This is a genomic window from Streptomyces sp. NPDC089919, from assembly GCF_040684615.1.
GTDB lineage: Bacteria > Actinomycetota > Actinomycetes > Streptomycetales > Streptomycetaceae > Streptomyces.
Window position 1 is genome coordinate 73,320 of record NZ_JBFBGK010000008.1, and the last position, 19,877, is coordinate 93,196.

The following is a 19,877-nucleotide window of genomic DNA, read 5'->3' on the forward strand; positions in this document are numbered from 1 at the left end:
CTCCCCTGTTCCCCTGGCCGGGCGCCCGGCGGGGCCCCGGCTCCCTGGCCGACGGGACGACGCTAGAAGCTAGAGTCGGGTCTAGATCAAGCACATGGCGGGGGCGGTCGTGGACCTGAGCATCGGTGAGGTGGCGGAACGCAGCGGGCTGAGCGTGCACGCCCTGCGCTTCTACGAGCGGGAGGGGCTGTTCGCCAACCCGGTCCGCCGGCTCTCCAACGGACGCCGGGTCTACCACGAGGAGGACCTGGAGTGGCTGGCCGTGTGCACGAAGCTGCGCTCCTCCGGCATGTCCCTGACGGCCATCCGCGAGTACGTCGAGCTGGCCCGGCAGGGCCCGGGCAACGAACACCTGCGGCTCGAGTTGCTGCGCCGGCACGAGCGGCAGGTGGAAGCCCGGATCGCCGAACTGCGCGAGACGCTGGACGTGATGCGCCACAAGGTGCGGATCTACGAGGACCACCTCGCCCGGGGCGAGGCCGACCAGCTGTGGAACCCGTCCCGCCCGCCGGCCGGCGAGGCGGCCGACGGGTGCGAGCGGCCTCCGACCGGCACCTGACCGGCCGGCGCACCGCCCGGGCGCACCGCCCGGGAGGACCGGGCGGCGCGGGGCGGCGCGGATCACTCGACCGCGAGGGTGTTCTGGGCGGCTCCGATGCGCCAGGCGCCGTCCTCCTTGACCAGGACGTAGAAGGGGCGGCCCTCGGGGCGGTCGGTGATCCGGGACCCGTCCGAAGCCACCGGCTGCTGGCGGACGTTGACCGCGGCGACCCCGGGCTGCAGGAAGAGCACCCGCTCCACGTCGTAGACGGCGGTGGCGTACGCCGTCGCGCCCGGCAGCACCTTCTGGGTGAAGGCCGCGATCTCCGCGAAGCCCGACAGCCGCTTGCCGTGACCGGTGGTCCACACCGGGTCCTGCCGGCGGAAGAGGCTCAGGAACCGGTCGACCAGCTCGTGCTGCTGGGCGTGTTCGACCTCGGCGACCAGCCGGCGGATCGCGGCGACCTCGGCATCGGTCTCCGCGCCCTCCGGGGCGCCGAACACCTCGACGGGCCGGTACGAGCCCGACACCAGGTCCGCCACCGCGCCCGGCCCCGTCGGCCGCCAGCCCAGCTCGGCACGGGCCGCCGCGCCGCTGACGCTCTGGTCGAGGGCGAGCGCGTCGGCGAACAGGTCACCGAAGGTCTCGGCGGCCTTCGCGACGGTGACCACCTGCGGGGCGGCCAGGATCCCGGCCGCGCGGCCGGCGGCCCGGGCGAGGTCGCGGACCGGGACGGCCGACTCGGCGACGCCGTGCCACAGGGTGCCGGCCGGGGCCCGCTCCGCCGCGGCCACGAACAGCTCGGCCAGGTCGTCCACATGGACCATCGCCCAGCGCACGTCCTCCTTGCCGTAGTACTCGGGTACGCCCTGCTTGCGGGCCCGGTCGACCAGCAGCGCGGGGATGCCGCCGCCGCGGCCGTGGACGATCCCGGGCCGGACGACCACGGCCCGTACCCCGTGGGACGCCTCGGCCAGCACCCGCTGCTCGATCGTCGGGCGGTAGCCGACGAGGTCGACCGGATGGGTCGGCGCGTCCTCGGTGACGCCCTTGGCCTCGCCGGTGGCGCCGAGCACCCACACACCGCTGGTGTAGACGAAGGGGCGGCCGGTGCCGCGCAGCGGACCGGCCAGCGCCTCGACGACGGCCGTGTCCGTGTCGACGTCCCCGCTCGGGGGCGCGAGGTGGAGCACGGCCTCGATGTCCGGGGTCACCACCCCGGCCAGCGAGGCCGGGTCGGCGGTGTCCCCGGCCAGTTGGGCGTGCCAGCCCCGGCCCGGCCGGGGCGCGGCGTTGCGGGTGAGGGCGACCACCTGGTGGCCGGCGGCGACGAGGTGGTCGGTGACGGCGGACCCGATGTAGCCGGTGGCGCCGGTGAGCAGAACCTTCATGACAATCCCCCTACGACGAATATTTCGATGTCGAAACTATAGGCATCGGTGATCGCCGGTGTCAAACATTTCCATGTCGAGATGTTAGGGTCGGGGGCATGATCGAACAGCAGCCGCAGCACGACGGTGTCGACCGCATCACCTCCCAGTGGGCCGCGGTCCGCCCCGACCTGGACACCTCGCCCATGGCCGTGATCGGCCGGCTGTCCCGCGCCTCCCGGCTGCTGGAGCGCGGCATCAAGGAGAACCTGACGGCCCAGGGCGTCGAGCCCTGGGAGTTCGACGTCCTGGCCACCCTGCTGCGCTCCGGTGCGCCGCACGTCCTCACCGCCGGCGAGCTCAGCGCGGCCGCGATGGTCAGCTCCGCGGCGCTCACCAACCGCATCGACCACCTGGTGGCCAAGGGCCTGGTCGACCGCGCCGTGGACCCGGGGCACCGCCGCCGGGTCCTCATCTCCCTGACCGCCACCGGACTGGAGCTGACCCACCGGCTCGTCGAGCACCACCTGGCCGGCGAGGAGCGCCAGCTGGACGGCCTCACGCCCGAAGAGCGCGACCAGCTCACCGTCCTACTTCGCCGGGTCCTGATCACCCTGGGGGACCGCGCGGACGGTCCCGACCAGGCTTAGGCGCAAGGGAGTTGACCGCCCGTCAGGGAAGCAGGGTCTCTGAAGTATTGGCCTAGACCTATTGTGCGGGCTGGTTCCGTAACGGTACGTTCGTGATCGGCTGCGCAGCCGTGAGATTCCGCACCACATCGCATCGTCAGGGACCTTGCCGGGGCATCCGGCATTTTTCAGGAGGACATGCCATGTACCGCCGCGCAGCAGCCGTCTTCGCCACCGCCGCCACCGCCGGAGCCCTCGCCCTGGGCGTCGTCGGTACGGCCGAGGCCAACCCGGGCCCCGGCTACTACGCCCGCAGCAGCCACACCTCGTACGCCGACTGCCAGGCCACCGGCAAGGCCGGGTACCGGATCTGGGGCCCGAACTTCTTCTGCGAGCCCTTCAGCACGGACCGCCCGGACATCATCGTCCTCTGGGTCCGCGGCTGACCGCAGGTGACGCACGCGGCCGGCCCCGGCCGACCACCGGGGCCGGCCGCTGTCGTCGGGGGCCGGCCGTCGCCGTGGGGGCCGGCCGGCGGTGACATATGTACCGGTGTCGACGGGATCGGCGGCCCTACCGGACGGTCCGGGGCCCTCCGTACGCTCGTGGCATGACGAACTCACACGGTACGGCGCACGGTGACTCCTGGGAGGGCACCGTCACGGACCTCTCCCGCGGCATGCTCGACGGCTCGAACATGTACCACTTCGTCGAGGTCCGCCTCTCGGACGGCGCCTCGCTCAAGCTCCGGATCCACCGCCGCCTCTGGAAGTCCCTCGCGGTCGGCGACCGCCTCGTTAAGCACCCGGGCAGTGATCCGGCCAAGGTCTGACCGCCGGGAAATCCGGCGCTCCATCATTCGTCGGATGCCGAAAGATTCGGGCATCCTTGTCTCATGGACCGTGTACCTGTTCCCGAGCCCGGGGACGCTCCCGCGCCCGCCGCGCGACTTGCCGCGCTCGCCGCCGCGCTCGCCGACGAGACCCGGGCCGCCATCTGCATGACCCTGCTGGAGGGGCGCGCCTGGACGGCGGGCGAGCTGGCCCGGGCCACCGGGGTCGCGCCCTCCACCGTCAGCGGGCACCTGGCCCGGCTGCTGGAGGCGGGGATCTGCGTGACGGAGCGGCAGGGGCGGCACAGTTACGTGCGCATCGCCGACACCGCCACCGCCCGCTTGGTCGACGAGCTGGCCTCGCACGCGGTCCCGGGCCGGGACGCGGCGCACGCCGTGCCGGTGGTGGCCGCGCCCGACCCGCTGGCCCGGGCCCGGACCTGCTACGACCACTTCGCCGGCCGGCTGGGGATGGCCGTGACGGACGCGATGGAGACCCGCGGGTTGTTGCGCACCGAGGGGGTGTTCGCGCTGACCGAGGCGGGCGCCGACTGGTGCGGCGGCGCCGGGATCGACCTGGCCGGGGCCGGCCGCCGGCCCCTGGCGAGCTCCTGCCTGGACTGGACCGAGCGCCGTCGCCACCTCGGCGGACTGGTCGGAGCCAGGCTGTGCGCGCGGGCCTTCGACCGGGCCTGGGTGGTGCGCCCCGCGGACGGCGGCCGGGGCCTGCTGGTGACGGAGGCGGGGGAGGAGGCCTTCGGGGCGCTGCTGGGGCTGACGGCGGGGGACTGGAGCTGACGGGCGCCGGGCCCGGCGGACATCCTGCCGGCCGGTCGGCCCGGGAAGTTTGTTTCCCAATATTTTGGTGACGGCCGAAATGTCGGCGGGTAGGGTTCCCGGTATGAAGACCCGTCTGCGTGCCCTTCCGCCCGGCCTCCTCACGATCGGCGCCGTCTGCTTCACGGTGTTCGCCTGGGCGTCCGCCTTCGTCGCCATCCGCAGCGCCGGGGCCGCCTACTCGCCCGGCGCGCTGGCCCTCGGCCGGCTGCTCGCGGCCTCCCTGGTGCTCGTGGCGCTGCTGTTCCTCCGTCGCGAGGGCCCGCCGCCACCCGGCGCCCGGCGGGGAATCGTGGTCTCCGGGCTCGTCTGGTTCGCCGGCTACACCGTCGCCCTGAACTGGGGCGAACGCCTGGTGGACGCGGGCACCGCCGCCCTGCTCGTGAACACCGGGCCGATCCTGATGGCGCTGCTCGCCGCCCGGTTGCTCGGCGAGGCCCTGCCGCCCCGGCTGCTGGCCGGCATGGTGGTCTCCTTCGCCGGGGCGGTGGTCGTCGGCCTGTCGATGTCCGCCGGCCACGGCTCGACCCCGGTGCTCGGCGTGGTGCTCTGCCTGCTCGCGGCGGTGGCGTACGCGACCGGCGTGGTCGCGCAGAAGCCCGCGCTCTCCTTCGGCTCCCCGCTCCAGGTCACCGCGTACAGCTGCCTGGTCGGTGCCCTGGCCTGCCTGCCCTTCGCCGGTCGGCTGGCGGCGGAGGTCCCGAAGGCCCCGCTCTCCGCCACCCTGAACATGGTCTACCTGGGCGTCGTCCCCACCGCCCTCGCCTTCACCACCTGGACCTACGCCCTGGCCCGGATGCCGGCCGCGAAGCTCGGCTCGACGACCTATGCGGTGCCGGCCGTCGTCGTCCTGCTGAGCTGGGTCCTGCTGGCCGAAGTCCCGGCCTGGCTCACCCTGTTCGGTGGCCTGCTCTGCCTGGCCGGGGTGGCGCTCTCCCGCTACCGCCCCCGCGAGCGCACCGACCGGCTCCCGGCCGACCCGGACGCGCTCAGTGCTCCGGTGGTCGCGCGGGTACCGGACGGGGCAGCGGGAGGCGCCGGTCACCCACGGCCGTGACCAGGAACCGCCGGGCCGGCGTACGCACTTCGCCGCAGGCCGCGCTCGCGCGAGGTATCGGGATCGGCCATGTCCGCATGATCGCATCCGGCCGCCCGGTGGGGTGGCGGTGGGCCCGGGAGGCCCGCCCGGCCCGGCAAAAGTAGGGCGGGCCGGCACTTCTGCCGGTGGAATTGCCTGGTCCGGTGCGGTCCCGCGCGGTTGGCTGGAGGACGACCGGGCGGGAACCGGGTCGCACGGCTTGGGTCCGCGTGACGCTCCGCCCCCGCCCGGCAGCCGGTACCCACGCACCACGCACCGGCTCGACCACCGTCTTCACCTGGGGAACACCATGCTCGCAAGCGGCCCGCGCGCCGGGACGGCGGGGCATCTGACCTTCGCCGGCGCCCTCTTGCGCCACCACCTCCTGCGGAGTCTGGCCCTGCCGGCCCTCGGACTGCTCTTCCTGACCGCCGCCCTGCCGGCCCCGGCGACCGCGGACGCGGCGGCCGGCGGGAGGGAGGCGACCACCTCCCTCGACCACCGACCGCGGCCGGCCCGCCATGAATCCCTCGTCCGCCCGCGGCCGGTCCGGCCGGGGGAGTGGTCACCGGCTTCCCCGAAGACCGTGCACCGGTCGGCCGGACACTCCCCGCGGTGCTGGAGCACGAGAACACGGCGGACCTGCTGCGCCCGCCCGGTGCACGTGACGGCGACCGCCCGGACCGGCCGCACCTGCGTGGCCTGGTCGCGGACGACCGGCCGCTGGTGATCCGCCGCCACCTGTCGGGGCGTTGGCCCCGTCCGGGAACCGGGACTCCCGTCATGGCGTCCCAGGGGGACAGCCGTGGGGCAGTCGTGGGACAGGGGGAGGCGTCATGCGAAGAACCGTGTTCGGGAGCGCATTGCTGGTGTGTCTGGTGGCGGGCTCGGTAGCGGGCTGTACGCCGCTGGAGGAACCGCTGCCCTCGTCGAAGAAGGTCGCGGCCCGGATGGCCGCGGTCGAGTCCGCCTGGCAGGGCAGGTCAGCCGCCCGCGACTGGAGCGAGCACTTCTACCCCGTCGGCACCGCGGAGCAACTGCCGCGCGGCGGGTTCCGGACGGCCGCCGACCGGCTGGCGTACGCGGAGGGCCGGTACCTGTGGCGCGCCAAGTTCCCGGACGCACTCCCGGTACGGGAAGTGCGCGGGCTCGACGGCAGGATCATGGACATGTCCCAGACGCAGGGGCCCTTTGAGGCCTTCGCCGCCCTGGACCGGGCAGGTGATGAGGACGGTACCGCGCCGCTCGTGGTCACGGCCCTCGCGCCGACCGTGCTGAGCGTCGAGTCGAGCATGGGCTGGGGCCTCGCACCCGCCTGGTCCTTCACCCTGCGGGGCTACGACACCCCGCTGATCAGGCTGGTACCGGAGTTCGGTGGCATGCCGTCGGTGCCGAGTGGGCAACTGCCGGCCGCCCCGCGCAGAATGGGCCGCCTGATCGGCCAGTGGTCGGTCCCGGGGGATGCCCGCAACCTCACCGTGCTCGCCCAGACGAACTGCGGCGAGGACGTGTCCGTCCGGGTCCGGGAAGCCCCGAAGAGCGTGGTCCTGGCCGGGGTCATCAGGAGAGTCCCCACCGACCAGAAGACGTGCGGCGAAATCCACCGGGTCAAGGCAGTCCGGGTCGTGCTCCGCGAGCCGCTGGGCACCCGGGCCCCGGTCGACGCGGAATGTGCCTGCGCCCTGCCGCTGACCGACATCGCCGAGGCCGCGCGCCGCTCGCTCCACGGTCCCCGCCCCACCCCCAGCACCCCCGCCGCCGTACCGAGCTACCCGGGCATGGCCCCGTAGCACGGCGAGCGCCCCAAGCCTCAGCCCCCGCCCGTCAGGGTCTGCCGCAGTTGTGCCGCCTCCTCGTCGAGGTGGTGCAGGAGGGCCGTCAGGGCGGGGGTGCGGGTCCGGTTGGCCGCCTCCGTCGTGCCCACCGTCCGCCCCACCGAGGGGAGTTCCACCGGAAGCGCCGCCAGGCGTTCGTCGTCGCGCAGGACCAGCTCCGGCAGCAGGGCGACCATGTCGGTCTGGAGCAGCAGGGCCCGCATCGTCAGGATGGACGTGCACTCCACCCGGTCCGAGGGCAGCGCCAGGCCGCGCTCCGCGAAGAGCTGCCCCAACTCCTGCCGCAGGGCGGTCTGTTCCACCGGCAGGATCCAGGGGTACCCGAGCGCGTCCGGCAGCGTGACCGCACCTGCCCCCGGGGTCGGCGGCGCGGCCAGCAGGGGGTGGCCCGCCCGGACCGCGAGCATGATCCGCTCCCGGTACAGCAGCCGCTGGTGCAGCCCGTCGCCCTCCTCCGAGGCCGCGCCCACCCGGCCCACGATGACGTCCAACTCCCCGGCCAGCAGAGCCGGGTGCAGTACGTCGAGGGTGCCCTCGCGGACCACCACGGTCAGCTGCGGACGCTCCTGCTTGAGGCGTGCCACCGCGCGGGGGAGGAGGACGTTGGCCCCCGCCAGTAACGTCCCCACCGTCACCGTGCCCTGGTGGCCCTGGCGCAGGCCCTCCAGGTGCTCCTCGGCCCGGCGGACCTCCGTCAGCACCGCCCGCGCGTGCCCGGCCAGCGCCTCGCCGTAGGAGGTCGGCCGCATGCCCCGGGCCTCGCGCACGAACAACGGCAGTCCGGCGACGGTCTCCAGCTCCCGCAGGGTGCGGGTGGCGGCCGGCTGGGTGAGGTGCAGCGACTGCGCCGCCCGCGCCACGCCGCCGTGCTGCACGATCGCGACCAAGAGCGTCAGGTGCCGGAACTTCAGCCGGCCGTCCAGCAGGTCCATCGGGGTCGGCTCCTTCCAGGGCGTGGTGCCCGACCCTGCCATACCCGGACCGGTATGGGAACCACGGATTTCAGCATTGGTTCGGCATACCCGAGTCGGCGCATGATGTCGGCACGCGCCGGGGGCCGCAACCGATCTCCCCGGCCTGGCAAGGGAGGTCCGCAGGTGAGCTCATCCGTGCTCGTGCGGCATTACGTGGGCGGGGTCTTCGACGCGTCCGGCGATCCGTTCCCGCTCGTCGACCCGGTCCGCGGGCGCCCTACCGGTGAGGTGCCGGCCGCCTCCGCGGAGCTGGTCGACCGCGCGGTACGGGCCGCCCGCGAGGCGCTGGCCGGCCCCTGGGGCTCGTGGGCTCCGGCGGACCGGGCACGGGTCCTGCACCGCATCGCCGACGGCATCGAGGAGCGCTTCGAGGAGTTCGTCGCCGCCGAGTGCGCCGACACGGGCAAGCCGCACGAGTTGGCCGCCGGCGTCGACATCCCGCGGGCCGCCGCCAACTTCCGCGCCTACGCCGACCGTCCGGCCGGCCGCAGCGAGCAGTCCTGGCACACCGAGACCCCCGACGGGCGCGGCGCGCTCAACTACACCGTGCGCAAGCCGCTCGGCGTGGTGGCCGTGATCTCGCCCTGGAACCTGCCCCTGCTGCTGCTCACCTGGAAGGTGGCCCCCGCGCTCGCCATGGGCAACACGGTGGTGGCCAAGCCCTCGGAGCTGACGCCCCGGACGGCCTGCCTGCTGGCCGAGGTGGCCGCCGCGGCCGGGCTGCCGCCCGGCGTGCTCAACCTCGTCCACGGCAAGGGCGCGGACGCCGCCGGCCAGTGGCTCACCGAGCACCCCGGTGTGGACGCCGTGGCCTTCACCGGGGAGTCCGCCACCGGCACCACCATCATGCGGGCCGCCGCCGCCCGGCTGGCGCCTGTCTCCTTCGAACTGGGCGGCAAGAACGCCGGGTTGGTCTTCGCCGACGCGGACCTGGAGCAGGCCGTGGCGGGCACCCTCCGCTCGGCCTTCACCCACAGCGGCCAGGTGTGTCTGTGCACCGAGCGGCTGTACGTCGAGCGCCCGGTCTTCGACGAGTTCGCGGCCCGGCTGGCCGAGGGGGCCCGCAAGCTCGAGGGCTACGGGCCGATGATCTCCGCCGCCCACCGCGACAAGGTCCTGGGGCACCTCGCCCGGGCCGCCGCCGACGGCGAGGTGCTGGCCGGCGGTGGCGCCCCGCACTTCGGCGACGACCGGGACGGCGGCTTCTGGGTCGAGCCCACCGTGCTGGCCGGGCTGCCCGAGGACCACCCGGCGGTACGGGAGGAGATCTTCGGCCCGGTCGTGCACCTGGCGCCCTTCGACACCGAGGCGGAAGCCCTCACCCTCGCCAACGCGGGACCGTACGGACTCGCCGCCACCGTGTGGACCGGCGACCTGGCCCGCGCCCACCGCGTCGCCCCGGCCCTCGACGTCGGCATCGCCTGGGTCAACACCTGGAACCTGCGGGACCTGCGCACCCCCTTCGGCGGTGTGAAGGCCTCCGGCATCGGCCGCGAGGGCGGCGACCACTCCCTCGACTTCTTCTCCGAACCCATGAACGTGTGCGTGAAGCTGTGACCACCCTTTCCGACGCCGGCCCCGTCGCGCTGGCCGCCGACCGCCTCGAAGCGGCGCACCGCGACGGCGTCCCCTGCGACCCCGTCCGGGACCTCCTGCCGGCCGGCGACCTGGACGCCGCCTACGCCGTCCAGGCCCGGCTCACCGACCGCCGGCTCGCCGAAGGGCGTCGCCTCACCGGCTGGAAGATCGGCCTGACCTCGGCCGTCGTACAGGCCCAACTCGGGGTGGACACTCCCGACTTCGGGGCCCTGCTCGACGACACCGCGGTACCCGACGGCGCCGACCTGCCTTGGGGTACGGTGCTCCAGCCCAAGGCCGAGGCCGAGGTCGCCCTCGTCCTCGAGCGCGACCTGGACCACGAGCGGCACACCGTCGCCGACGTCATCCGGGCCACCGCCTTCGTCCTGCCGGCCATCGAGATCGTCGGCAGCCGCATCCGCGACTGGGACATCACCGCCGTCGACACCATCGCCGACAACGCCTCCAGCGGCGCCTACGTGCTGGGCAACCGGCCGGTCCTGCTGCGCGACCTCGACCTGCGCACCGCCGGCATGGTCCTGGAACGCCGCGGCGAGCCCGTCTCCACCGGCGTCGGCGCCGCCTGCCTCGGACATCCGCTGCACGCCGCGCTCTGGCTCGCCGACACGCTGGTACGCCTGGGACGGCCGCTGCGGGCCGGGGACACCGTGCTGACCGGCGCCCTCGGCCCCATGGCGGCGGTCGCCCCCGGCGACGTCCTCGAAGCCCGCATCGACGGGCTCGGCTCGGTCCGCGCCGCCTTCGGGACCGACGTACCGACGGCACCGGAAGGAGGGGCCCGATGAGCGCACCGCACCTCGACGCCCTCGCCCAGCGGCTCGACGACGCCGCCCGCCAGGCCCGTACGGTCGCCGGCGGCAGCACCGGACTGACCACCACGGACGAGGCCTACCGGGTCCAGGACGCGGTGCTCGCCCGGATGAGCGCCCGGGGCGAGCGGATCACCGGCTTCAAGCTCGGCTTCACCAGCGTGGCCAAGATGCGGCAGATGGGGGTGTCCGACCTGATCCACGGCCGGATCACCGACCGCATGGAGATCCCCGACGGCGGCCGGTACGACCTCACCGGGCTGATCCACCCGCGGGTGGAGCCCGAGATCGCCTTCCTGCTCGGCGACGTGCTGCGCCCCGGCGGCGACCCCGCGGCCGCGGTCGCCGCGGTGGCCCCGGCCCTGGAGGTCATCGACTCGCGCTACGACGGCTTCGTCTTCTCGCTGCCCGAGGTCATCGCCGACAACACCTCCGCCGCCGGATACGCCCTGGGCCCCTGGAGCACCCCCGGCGACCTCGCCAACCTCGGCGTGCTCCTGGAACTCGACGGGCGCCCCGCCCAGACCGGCTCCACCGCCGCGATCCTGGGCCACCCGCTGCGGGCGCTGGCCGCCGCGGCCCGGCTCGCCGGGGAACTGCCCGCCGGGACCGTGGTCCTGGCCGGCGCCGCCACCGCCGCCGTGCCGCTGCCGCCCGGCACCCACGTCCGGGCCACCGTCGCCACCCTCGGCAGCGTGCAGTTCGGCACCGGGCCCCACGCCCCCGGGGAGCGCGCATGATCGTGCCCGGCGCCGCCACCCCCCGCGGTCGGTTCCCGCACCTGCGCCGGGCCGGCGACCTCGTCTACGTCTCCGGCACCAGCTCCCGGCGGCCCGACGGCAGCTTCGCCGGCGCCGCCGCCGACCCGATGGGCGTCACCGACCTCGACATCCGCGCCCAGACCCGCGCCGTCATCGAGAACATCGGCGCCCTGCTCGGCGCGGCCGGCGGCAGCCTCGCCGACCTGGTCTCCGTCACCGCGTACCTGGTGAACATGAACGACTTCGGCGGCTACAACGAGACCTACGCGGAGTTCTTCGACGAGAACGGGCCGACCCGCACCACCGTGGCCGTCCACCAACTGCCGCACCCCCACCTGCTGATCGAGATCAGCGCCGTCGCCCACCTGCCGGCCGGCACCACGAACCAGGAGCAGCACCCGTGACCATGACCCCCTTCAACCTGCACGCCTGGATCGAGGAGCACCGCCACCTGCTCAAGCCGCCGGTCGGCAACGTCCAGATCTGGCAGGACGCCGATCTGATGGTCACCGTCGTCGGCGGCCCCAACCGGCGCACCGACTTCCACGACGACCCGATCGAGGAGTTCTTCTACCAGCTGGAGGGCGACATGGTCCTGCGCGTCATGGACGAGGAGGGCAAGCCGCCGCGGGACATCCCCATCCGCCAGGGCGAGGTCTTCCTGCTGCCGCCGCACGTGCGGCACTCCCCGCAGCGCCCCGAGGAGGGCAGCATCGGCCTGGTCGTCGAGTTCGCCCGGCCCCAGGGCAGCCTGGACGCCTTCGAGTGGTACTGCATGGAGTGCCACCACCTGGTGCACCGCAGCGAGGTGCAGCTGACCTCGATCGTCGAGGACCTGCCGCCGGTCTTCGCCGCCTTCTACGCCGACGAGGCCGCCCGCACGTGCGCGAACTGCCGGGCCGTGCACCCCGGCAAGGAGTGGCCCGAGGCGCTGCGCCCCCGGACCCGCCGGGACGGGGCCGGCGCATGACCGTCGTCGACATCCACGCACACGTCTTCCCGGAGATCGGCCGCGCCGAGGCCCGCCGCCTCACCGGCTCCGACGAGGCCCCCTGGCTGCGCACCACCGACGGCCCCGACGCCGGCATGATGATGGCCGGCGACCGCGAGTACCGGCCGGTGCGGCGCACCCTGTGGGACCCGGCCGAGCGGGTCGCCGACCTCGACCGGCTGGGCGTGGACGTGCAGGTCCTCTCCAGCACCCCGCTGATGTTCGGCTACGACCTGCCGGCCGACCGGGCCGCCGACTGGTGCCGAACCGTCAACTCCCGCATCCTCGAATACAGTTCGCACGCCCCGCACCGGCTCGCGGCCCTGTGCCAGGTACCGCTCCAGGACACCGGGGCGGCCTGCGAGGCCGTCACCGAGGCGATGCGCCAGGGCTTCCGGGGCGTCCACATCGGCAACCACCTCGGCGACCGCGACCTCGACCACGGCGCGCTGCTGGAGTTCCTGACGCACTGCGCCGCGGAGGACGCCGCCGTCCTGGTGCACCCCTGGGACCTGCCCGCCGGGCCCCGCTTCTCCCGTTACATGCTCGGCTGGCTGGCCGGCATGGCCGCCGAGACCCACCTGACGATCCTGTCGCTGATCCTCTCCGGCGCCTTCGAGAAGCTGCCCGCTTCGCTGCGGCTGCTGTTCGCGCACGGCGGCGGCAGCTTCCCGTACCTGCTCGGCCGCGCCGACAACGCCTGGCACCGCAGGGACCTGGTGCGCGCCGACAGCCCGCAGCCGCCGTCCGCCTACACGGACCGCTTCTCCGTCGACTCCGCCGTCTTCGACCCGGGCGCCCTGCGGCTGCTGGTCGAGGTCATGGGAGCCGAGCGGGTGCTGCTCGGCTCCGACCACCCCTTCCCCCTGGGCGAGGAGGAGATCGGCCGGCTGGTCCGCGACAGCGGACTGGCCGACGCCGACAAGGCGGCCGTCCTCGGCGGCAACGCCGTCCGCTTCTTCGGCCTGGACGCACTCGTGAAGGAGGGCGCCCGATGAAGGCCGCCGTCATCGGTTCCGGCAACATCGGCACCGACCTGCTCATCAAACTGGTCCGCGGCCGGGGCAAGGTCACCGCCGCCGCGATGATCGGCATCGACCCCGGCTCCGAAGGGCTCGCCCGGGCCCGCCGCCTCGGTGTCCCCACCAGCGCGGACGGCGTCAAGGGCCTCATCGCGATGGACGGCTTCGCGGACATCGAGGTGGTCTTCGACGCCACCTCCGCCGCCGCCCACCGGGCTAACGCCGCGGCCCTGGCCCCGTACGGCAAGACGCTCATCGACCTGACCCCGGCGGCCATCGGCCCCTACGTCGTGCCGCCGGTCAACCTCGACGAACACCTCGGCGCCAAGAACGTCAACATGGTCACCTGCGGCGGCCAGGCCACCGTCCCGGTGGTCGCCGCCGTCTCCCGCGTCACCCCGGTCCACTACGCCGAGATCGTCGCCTCCATCGCCTCCCGCTCGGCCGGCCCCGGCACCCGCGCCAACATCGACGAGTTCACCGAGACCACCGCGCACGCCCTGGAGCGCGTCGGCGGCGCGGCCCGCGGCAAGGCGATCATCGTCCTCAACCCCGCCGAGCCGCCGCTGCTGATGCGCGACACCGTGCACTGCGTGGTCGACAACTGCGACACCGCACAAGTGGCCGACTCCATCCGCGAGATGACCGAGTCCGTGGCCGCGTACGTGCCCGGCTACCGGCTCAAGCAGGAACCGCAGTTCCGCACCCTGGCCGCCGACGACCCGCTCGTCGCACTCGCCGGCGGCGGCCGGCTCCTGGTCTCGGTCTACCTCGAGGTCGAGGGCGCCGCCCACTACCTGCCCGCCTACGCGGGCAACCTCGACATCATGACCTCCGCCGCGCTGCGCACCGCCGAGCGCCTGGCCGAACGGAACCCGGCCCGATGACCCGCGTCTACGTCCAGGACGTCACCCTGCGCGACGGCATGCACGCCGTCTCCCACCGCTACACCGTCGACCAGGTCCGCGCCATCGCCGCCGCCCTGGACGCGGCCGGCGTCGACGCCGTCGAGGTCGCCCACGGCGACGGCCTCTCCGGCTCCTCGGTCACCTACGGCCCCGGCGCCCACACCGACTGGGAGTGGCTGGAGGCGGCCGCCGAGGTCCTGCAACGCGCCCGCCTCACCACGCTGTTGCTGCCCGGCATCGGCACCGCCGAAGACCTGCGCCGGGCCCACGCCCTCGGCGTCACCTCCGTCCGGGTGGCCACCCACTGCACCGAGGCCGACATCTCCGCCCAGCACATCGGCCTGGCCCGCGACCTCGGCATGGACGTGTCCGGCTTCCTGATGATGTCCCACCTCGCCGAACCGGCCGAACTGGCCCGACAGGCACGGCTGATGGAGTCCTACGGCGCCCACTGCGTCTACGTCACCGACTCCGGCGGCCGGCTCACCATGGACGGGGTCCGCGACCGGGTCCGCGCCTACCGCGACCTGCTCCGGGACACCACCGAGATCGGCATCCACGCCCACGACAACCTCGGCCTGGGCGTCGCCAACAGCATCGTCGCGCTGGAGGCCGGCGCGCACCGGGTGGACGCCTCCCTCGCCGGCCAGGGCGCCGGCGCCGGCAACGCCCCGCTGGAGCCGGTCATCGCGGTCCTCGACCTGATGGGCTTCGAGCACGGCTGCGCGCTCTTCCCGCTCACCGACGCCGCCGAGGAACTGGTGCGCCCGCTCCAGGACCGGCCCGTCCGGGTCGACCGGGAGACCCTGACCCTCGGCTACGCCGGCGTGTACTCCAGCTTCCTGCGCCACGCCGAGGCCACCGCGGCCCGGCACGGCCTGGACACCCGCGACCTCCTCGTCGAAGCGGGCCGCCGCCGGCTCGTCGGCGGTCAGGAGGACCTGCTCGCCGACATCGCGCTCGACCTCGGCCGCACCCGCCGCACCGAGCACACCGCCCCCTCCTGTACCGAGGACGTACCCGCATGCTGAACCAGCGCGCCGCCGACCTGGACTCCGCCGACCCGCTCGCGCACGTCCGCGACCGCTTCACCCTCCCCAAGGGCGTGGTCTACCTGGACGGCAACTCCCTGGGCGCCCTGCCCACCGCCGTACCGGCCGCCGTCGAGGACGCCGTACACCGCCAGTGGGGCACCGACCTGATCCGCTCCTGGAACGCGAACGGCTGGTGGGAGGCCCCGCTGCGGACCGGCGACGCCGTCGGACGCCTCATCGGGGCCGCCCCCGGCCAGGTGGTCGCCGGGGACTCCACCAGCGTCCAGCTCTTCAACACCCTGCTGGCCGCCGCCCGGCTGCGCCCCGGCCGCCGGCTGCTGCTGACCGATCCGGACCACTTCCCCACCGATCAGTACATCGCCGACTCCGTCGGCCGGCTGCTGGGCCTGGAGGTGCGCCGGGTGCCCGCCCGGGAGGCCGGGGCGGTGCTCGCCGCCGAGGGCGGGCAGGTGGCCGTCGCCGCCTACGCCCCCGTCGACTACCGCACCGGCGAACTGCACGACATGGCCGCCCTCACCGCGGCGGCCCACGCCGCCGGCGCCCTGGTCCACTGGGACCTGTGCCACGCCGCCGGCGCCCTGCCACTGCAACTGGACGCCATAACCGCCGACTTCGCGGTGGGCTGCGGCTACAAGTACCTCTCCGGCGGCCCCGGCGCCCCCGCCTTCGCGTACGTCGCCCACCGCCACCAGCAGGACTTCGACCACCCCGTCACCGGCTGGCACGGGCACGCCGAACCCTTCGCCATGTCGGGCGGCTACGCGCCGGCCCCCGGCATCGCCCGGGCCCGCATCGGCACCCCGCCGCTGCTCTCCCTGATCGCGCTGGAAGCCGCCCTGACCGCCTACGACGGCGTGGACATGGCCGACGTACGCACCAAGAGCCTGTCCCTGACCGGCTTCTTCCAGGAGTGCGCGGACCGGCTCCTGGACGGACTGGGCTTCACCCCCGTCACCCCGCGCGAGGACGCCCGCCGCGGCAGCCAGGTAGCCCTGCGCCACCCGGAGGCCTACCCGCTGGTCGCAGCCCTCACCGAGAGCGGCGTCATCGGCGACATGCGCGCCCCCGACCTGCTGCGCTTCGGCTTCAACGCGCTCTACCTCACCCACACCGACGTGCTGCACGCCGTGCAGACCCTGCGGCACATCGCGAGCACCGGAGCGCACCGGGCCGACCGCTTCCAGCAGCGCCCGACCGTCACCTGAGACCCGAGCCGCCCCCCCGCCCCGGCCCGCCCGCGCGGGCCGGTCCTCCTCGCACGCCTCCGTACCGCCCACCGCAGAGATCCCGAGGACCCCATGCGATCCCTCCGCACCCGAGCGGCCCTGGCCACGGCCGTCGTCGCCACCGCCGCGACCCTGCTCGCCCCCGGCGCCACCGCCACCCCCTCGGCGGCCCCCGACCCCAACATCCCCGACGTCTGCCAGGACCGCCGCCCCGGCCCCGCCGACCCCGGCGCGTACGGCATGCAGCTCGACGGGAGCTTCCGGCATCCGGCCCTCACGCCGGTCGACGAGGAGCACGAACACTCCTTCCCCGGCCGCAACAAGACGTACGACACCCACGCGTACATCAAGAACATGAAGGTCGAAGCCGCCTACGAGGGACCGGACTTCACCCCCGACTACTTCCACACCTGGCAGAACATCGTCGACTTCGGCGGCCGCCGGTACATGTTCCAGTACGACCGCTCCGAGGGCCGGGTCTACGACATCACCGACGTCAGGAAGGTCAAGGTCGTCGAGAAGACGACCCGCGAGGACGTGGGCGGCGACGAGACCAAGGGCAACGCCTCCTGGGCCCCCAACGACTACTGGGGCGCCTCCACCGTCCAGTGGAACAAGAAGCTCCGCGCCTACGTGATGGTGATGAGCTTCGAGGACAAGCGGCAGATCAGCGAGCTCACCGACGACCCCGCGCACGACAAGTTCCACAACCCCGCCGGCGTCCGCAAGCTGCGCGAGAAGCCCGGCCTGAAGGGCTTCAAGGTCTTCCGCCTCGACGGTCCGCGCAAGAAGGACTGGAAGCTGCTGGCCACCGTCTCCACCGACGCCACCCAGAAGGACCCGCTGAAGTCGGACCCGAACAAGCCCCAGCAGGGCTCCGGTTCGCTGGACGTGCCCTACTGGACCGGCGGCCGCTACATGTTCCTCGCCACCGCCCCGGACGACACCTACTCCGGCACCGAGTACCCGACCAACCTGCACTCGGCGGGCTACCAGTCCTGGGACATGTCCGACCCGGTCCACCCCCGGCTGCTCGACACCTGGCACCTGCCCGGCCAGCGCACCGGCGAGGACGCCGCCTACCGCAGCAACCCGCGCTGCGGCAACCACACCAGCTGGATGGGCGCCCGGATGCCCCTCTTCATCCCCAAGCCGGTGGAACAGGGCGGCCGTTACGCCTTCGCCGCGATGGGCGGCTACGGCCTGACCGTCCTCGACATCTCCGACCCGGCCCGCATGCGGACCGTCTCCCACCTCGACCTCCCGCCGTCCGTCTCCGGCACCGAGGGCGACAACATCGACGTCTCGCAGTACGAGCGGACCGGACTGGTCTACGTCTCGGGCTACCCGCTCACCGAGGACTGCTACGAGCCGTACAAGGAGGTCTACCAGGTCGACGCCAAGGACCCCCGGCACCCGCGCATCGTCGGCACCCTGCCCCGGCCCACCCCGCCGAAGTCGGCCGGCTTCCGCGACTTCTGCCAGCGCCGCGGCAGCTTCGGCCCCAAGCGCACCGGCTACTACACCAACCCCGGCAAGCACGACGCCGGTGTCCTCGGCTACGGCTTCTACAACGCGGGCGTGCAGTTCTTCGACGTGAGCCACCCCGCCAAGCCGGCCATCGAGGCCTACTTCGTCCCCAAGGCCTACGGCCCGGACACCCCCGACTACGCGTACGGCAACCAGACCCACGGCGTGTACGTGGAATGGGACCGCAACATCGCCTGGGCGCTGACCAACCACGGCATCTACGCCCTGTCCGCACCCAAGGTGCTCGGCAAGCCGCACCTGACCCGCCCCGAAAAGCCCTTCCGCACCAGCGAGTTCTGACCGGCGCGTCCCACGGCCCCCGGGCCCCCGGGGCGGTGGCCCACCCGACCGCCGCCCCGCCTCCCACCGCGCACCACCGCACAGAAGGACGTCCCCGCCATGGCTGCTCCGGAAAGACCCGCCTCCCTCGCCCCCGCGGGCGCATCGGAGGGCGAGGGCCTGGTCCGCTCCCTCACCCCCCGCCAGACCACCATGATCGGCCTGGGCTCGGCCCTGGGCACCGGCCTCTTCCTCGGCTCCGGCTCCGCGATATCGGCCGCCGGCCCCGCGGCGATCCTCTCGTACGCCATCGGCGCCGTCCTCGTCGCGATCATCGCGGTGCTGCTCGGCGAGATGTCCGCCGCCCACCCGGTCCAGGGCTCCTTCGGGGCCATCGCGCACACCTACCTCGGCCCCTGGGCCGGCTTCCTCACCCGCTGGACGTACTGGTTCAGCGCCGTCGTCGTCATCGGCACCGAAGTCGTCGCAGCCGCCCTGTACCTGCGCTGGTGGTGGCCCGGCATCCCGATGGGGGCGGCCATCCTCGCCGTCGCGGCCGTGGTGCTCGCCGTCAACGCCGTCAACGTGAAGTCCTTCGGCACCACGGAGTTCTGGCTCTCCACGGTGAAGGTGACCGCGCTGTGCGCGTTCATCCTGTGCGCCGCGTTCCTCGTCTTCTTCGGCCTGCCCGACCACGCCGCCACCGGTTTCGCGCACCTCACCGACGACGGCGGCTTCCTCCCGCACGGCGCCAAGTCGGTCTGGATCGCCCTGTCCGTGGTGATGTTCGCCTACGCCGGCTTCGAGGTGGTCGCCATCACGGCCGCCGAGGCCACCGACCCGCAGCGCACCATCCGCACCGCGATGCGCCAACTCGCCTGGCGGCTCAGCGTCTTCTACGTCCTGTCGATCATCCTGGTGACGGCCCTGATCCCGTGGCGGCACCTGGCGGCGGGCGACGGCAGCCTGGAGGCCAGCCCCTTCGTCCGGGTCTTCTCCGACGTCGGCGTCCCCGCCGCGGCGAGCCTGACCAACATGGTCGTGCTGATCGCGGCCGTCTCCGCCGCCAACGCCCAGCTCTACGGGGCCTCCCGGCTGCTGCACTCGCTCGCCCACGACGGGCTGGCCCCGGCCCCGGTGGGGCGGCTGACCGCCCGCGGGGTGCCGGCCGTCGCGCTGGCCGCCTCGACCCTGGGGATCGCCGCCGCCGCGCTGCTGGCCTTCTACGACGTCGGCGGGATCTTCACCTTCCTGATGTCCATCGCGCTCTTCGCCGTCCTGCTGGTCTGGCTGCTGATCCTCGCCTCGTACGTGGCCTTCCGGCGGCACCGGGACGCGCACCCGGCGGAGTTCACCGGCTTCAGCGTCCCCGGCGGCTCCCGGCTCGCGGTGCTGGCCGGCCTGGGGGTGCTCGCCGTCGCGGCCACCGCGATCGAGGTGCCCGACATGCGCCAGGCGGCCTGGGTGGGCCTCTCCTTCACCGCCGTCCTGCTGGCCGGGTACGCGCTGATCGCGGCGCGCCGCCGGCAGCACTGAGCCGCCCCGCCCCGTACGCGGACGACCGCCCCGGCGGCCGTCCGCACCGGCGTTCGCCCCCGGCG

The 19,877-nt window shown here is 73.8% G+C and carries 21 protein-coding genes; 19 read left to right on the top strand and 2 right to left on the bottom strand.

What is annotated here, in order from left to right; genetic code table 11:
- Positions 1–94 precede the first annotated feature (94 nt).
- On the top strand, positions 95–559 hold the full coding sequence (locus AB0O40_RS06000; RefSeq protein WP_365036125.1) for a MerR family transcriptional regulator: 465 nt from the start codon (positions 95–97) through the stop codon (positions 557–559).
- A gap of 62 nt (positions 560–621) precedes the next feature.
- Here AB0O40_RS06000 and AB0O40_RS06005 read toward each other — a convergent pair whose 3' ends face one another.
- Positions 622–1,932 carry an SgcJ/EcaC family oxidoreductase gene (locus AB0O40_RS06005; RefSeq protein WP_365036127.1) on the bottom strand — a complete coding sequence of 437 codons (1,311 nt, stop codon included), beginning with the start codon at positions 1,930–1,932 and terminating at the stop codon, positions 622–624.
- A 98-nt stretch (positions 1,933–2,030) separates the two neighbouring features.
- On the opposite strand from AB0O40_RS06005, the gene AB0O40_RS06010 reads away from it, so the two are divergent.
- The 7 genes from AB0O40_RS06010 (at position 2,031) to AB0O40_RS06040 (ending at position 7,077) form a co-directional block, all read left to right on the top strand.
- Positions 2,031–2,561, top strand: a complete 531-nt coding sequence (locus tag AB0O40_RS06010; protein ID WP_365036129.1) for a MarR family winged helix-turn-helix transcriptional regulator — start codon at positions 2,031–2,033, stop codon at positions 2,559–2,561.
- A gap of 182 nt (positions 2,562–2,743) precedes the next feature.
- Entirely contained in the window at positions 2,744–2,986 is a 243-nt protein-coding gene (locus AB0O40_RS06015; RefSeq protein WP_365036131.1) for a hypothetical protein, read from the top strand.
- A gap of 164 nt (positions 2,987–3,150) precedes the next feature.
- The gene (locus AB0O40_RS06020) at positions 3,151–3,372 is read left to right on the top strand and encodes a hypothetical protein (protein ID WP_365036133.1); all 222 of its coding nucleotides are present in this window, start codon (positions 3,151–3,153) and stop codon (positions 3,370–3,372) included.
- A gap of 63 nt (positions 3,373–3,435) precedes the next feature.
- Positions 3,436–4,170, top strand: coding sequence for a helix-turn-helix domain-containing protein (locus AB0O40_RS06025; RefSeq protein ID WP_365036135.1), 735 nt, complete (start codon positions 3,436–3,438; stop codon positions 4,168–4,170).
- A gap of 103 nt (positions 4,171–4,273) precedes the next feature.
- Complete coding sequence (locus AB0O40_RS06030) at positions 4,274–5,266, top strand: DMT family transporter (RefSeq protein ID WP_365036137.1); 993 nt, start codon at positions 4,274–4,276, stop codon at positions 5,264–5,266.
- A 331-nt stretch (positions 5,267–5,597) separates the two neighbouring features.
- Complete coding sequence (locus tag AB0O40_RS06035; protein WP_365036138.1) at positions 5,598–6,017, top strand: hypothetical protein; 420 nt, start codon at positions 5,598–5,600, stop codon at positions 6,015–6,017.
- A gap of 106 nt (positions 6,018–6,123) precedes the next feature.
- Entirely contained in the window at positions 6,124–7,077 is a 954-nt protein-coding gene (locus AB0O40_RS06040; protein WP_365036139.1) for a hypothetical protein, read from the top strand.
- Between the two features lie 20 nt (positions 7,078–7,097).
- Here AB0O40_RS06040 and AB0O40_RS06045 read toward each other — a convergent pair whose 3' ends face one another.
- On the bottom strand, positions 7,098–8,096 hold the full coding sequence (locus tag AB0O40_RS06045) for a LysR substrate-binding domain-containing protein (protein ID WP_365036140.1): 999 nt from the start codon (positions 8,094–8,096) through the stop codon (positions 7,098–7,100).
- A 123-nt stretch (positions 8,097–8,219) separates the two neighbouring features.
- Here AB0O40_RS06045 and AB0O40_RS06050 point away from each other — a divergent pair, with 123 nt between their 5' ends.
- The 11 genes from AB0O40_RS06050 (at position 8,220) to AB0O40_RS06100 (ending at position 19,812) form a co-directional block, all read left to right on the top strand.
- Positions 8,220–9,653, top strand: a complete 1,434-nt coding sequence (locus AB0O40_RS06050) for a 2-hydroxymuconic semialdehyde dehydrogenase (protein ID WP_365036141.1) — start codon at positions 8,220–8,222, stop codon at positions 9,651–9,653.
- Entirely contained in the window at positions 9,650–10,480 is an 831-nt protein-coding gene (locus AB0O40_RS06055) for a fumarylacetoacetate hydrolase family protein (protein ID WP_365036142.1), read from the top strand. The genes AB0O40_RS06050 and AB0O40_RS06055 overlap by 4 nt, the downstream gene beginning before the upstream one ends.
- Complete coding sequence (locus AB0O40_RS06060; protein ID WP_365036143.1) at positions 10,477–11,244, top strand: fumarylacetoacetate hydrolase family protein; 768 nt, start codon at positions 10,477–10,479, stop codon at positions 11,242–11,244. The genes AB0O40_RS06055 and AB0O40_RS06060 overlap by 4 nt, the downstream gene beginning before the upstream one ends.
- Entirely contained in the window at positions 11,241–11,669 is a 429-nt protein-coding gene (locus AB0O40_RS06065) for a RidA family protein (RefSeq protein WP_365036144.1), read from the top strand. The genes AB0O40_RS06060 and AB0O40_RS06065 overlap by 4 nt, the downstream gene beginning before the upstream one ends.
- Positions 11,666–12,235 carry a 3-hydroxyanthranilate 3,4-dioxygenase gene (locus tag AB0O40_RS06070; RefSeq protein ID WP_365036145.1) on the top strand — a complete coding sequence of 190 codons (570 nt, stop codon included), beginning with the start codon at positions 11,666–11,668 and terminating at the stop codon, positions 12,233–12,235. Before AB0O40_RS06065 ends, AB0O40_RS06070 begins: the two co-directional genes overlap by 4 nt.
- On the top strand, positions 12,232–13,254 hold the full coding sequence (locus tag AB0O40_RS06075) for an amidohydrolase family protein (RefSeq protein ID WP_365036146.1): 1,023 nt from the start codon (positions 12,232–12,234) through the stop codon (positions 13,252–13,254). The genes AB0O40_RS06070 and AB0O40_RS06075 overlap by 4 nt, the downstream gene beginning before the upstream one ends.
- Positions 13,251–14,165: an acetaldehyde dehydrogenase (acetylating) gene (locus AB0O40_RS06080; RefSeq protein ID WP_365036147.1), complete on the top strand. Its 915-nt coding sequence runs from the start codon at positions 13,251–13,253 to the stop codon at positions 14,163–14,165. The genes AB0O40_RS06075 and AB0O40_RS06080 overlap by 4 nt, the downstream gene beginning before the upstream one ends.
- Positions 14,162–15,217: a 4-hydroxy-2-oxovalerate aldolase gene (gene dmpG / locus AB0O40_RS06085; protein ID WP_365036148.1), complete on the top strand. Its 1,056-nt coding sequence runs from the start codon at positions 14,162–14,164 to the stop codon at positions 15,215–15,217. The genes AB0O40_RS06080 and dmpG overlap by 4 nt, the downstream gene beginning before the upstream one ends.
- The gene (gene kynU / locus AB0O40_RS06090) at positions 15,211–16,446 is read left to right on the top strand and encodes a kynureninase (RefSeq protein ID WP_365036149.1); all 1,236 of its coding nucleotides are present in this window, start codon (positions 15,211–15,213) and stop codon (positions 16,444–16,446) included. The genes dmpG and kynU overlap by 7 nt, the downstream gene beginning before the upstream one ends.
- A 93-nt stretch (positions 16,447–16,539) precedes the next feature.
- Complete coding sequence (locus tag AB0O40_RS06095; protein ID WP_365036150.1) at positions 16,540–18,297, top strand: hypothetical protein; 1,758 nt, start codon at positions 16,540–16,542, stop codon at positions 18,295–18,297.
- Positions 18,298–18,396: 99 nt separating this feature from the next.
- Complete coding sequence (locus tag AB0O40_RS06100) at positions 18,397–19,812, top strand: amino acid permease (RefSeq protein ID WP_365036151.1); 1,416 nt, start codon at positions 18,397–18,399, stop codon at positions 19,810–19,812.
- Positions 19,813–19,877: the final 65 nt, after the last annotated feature.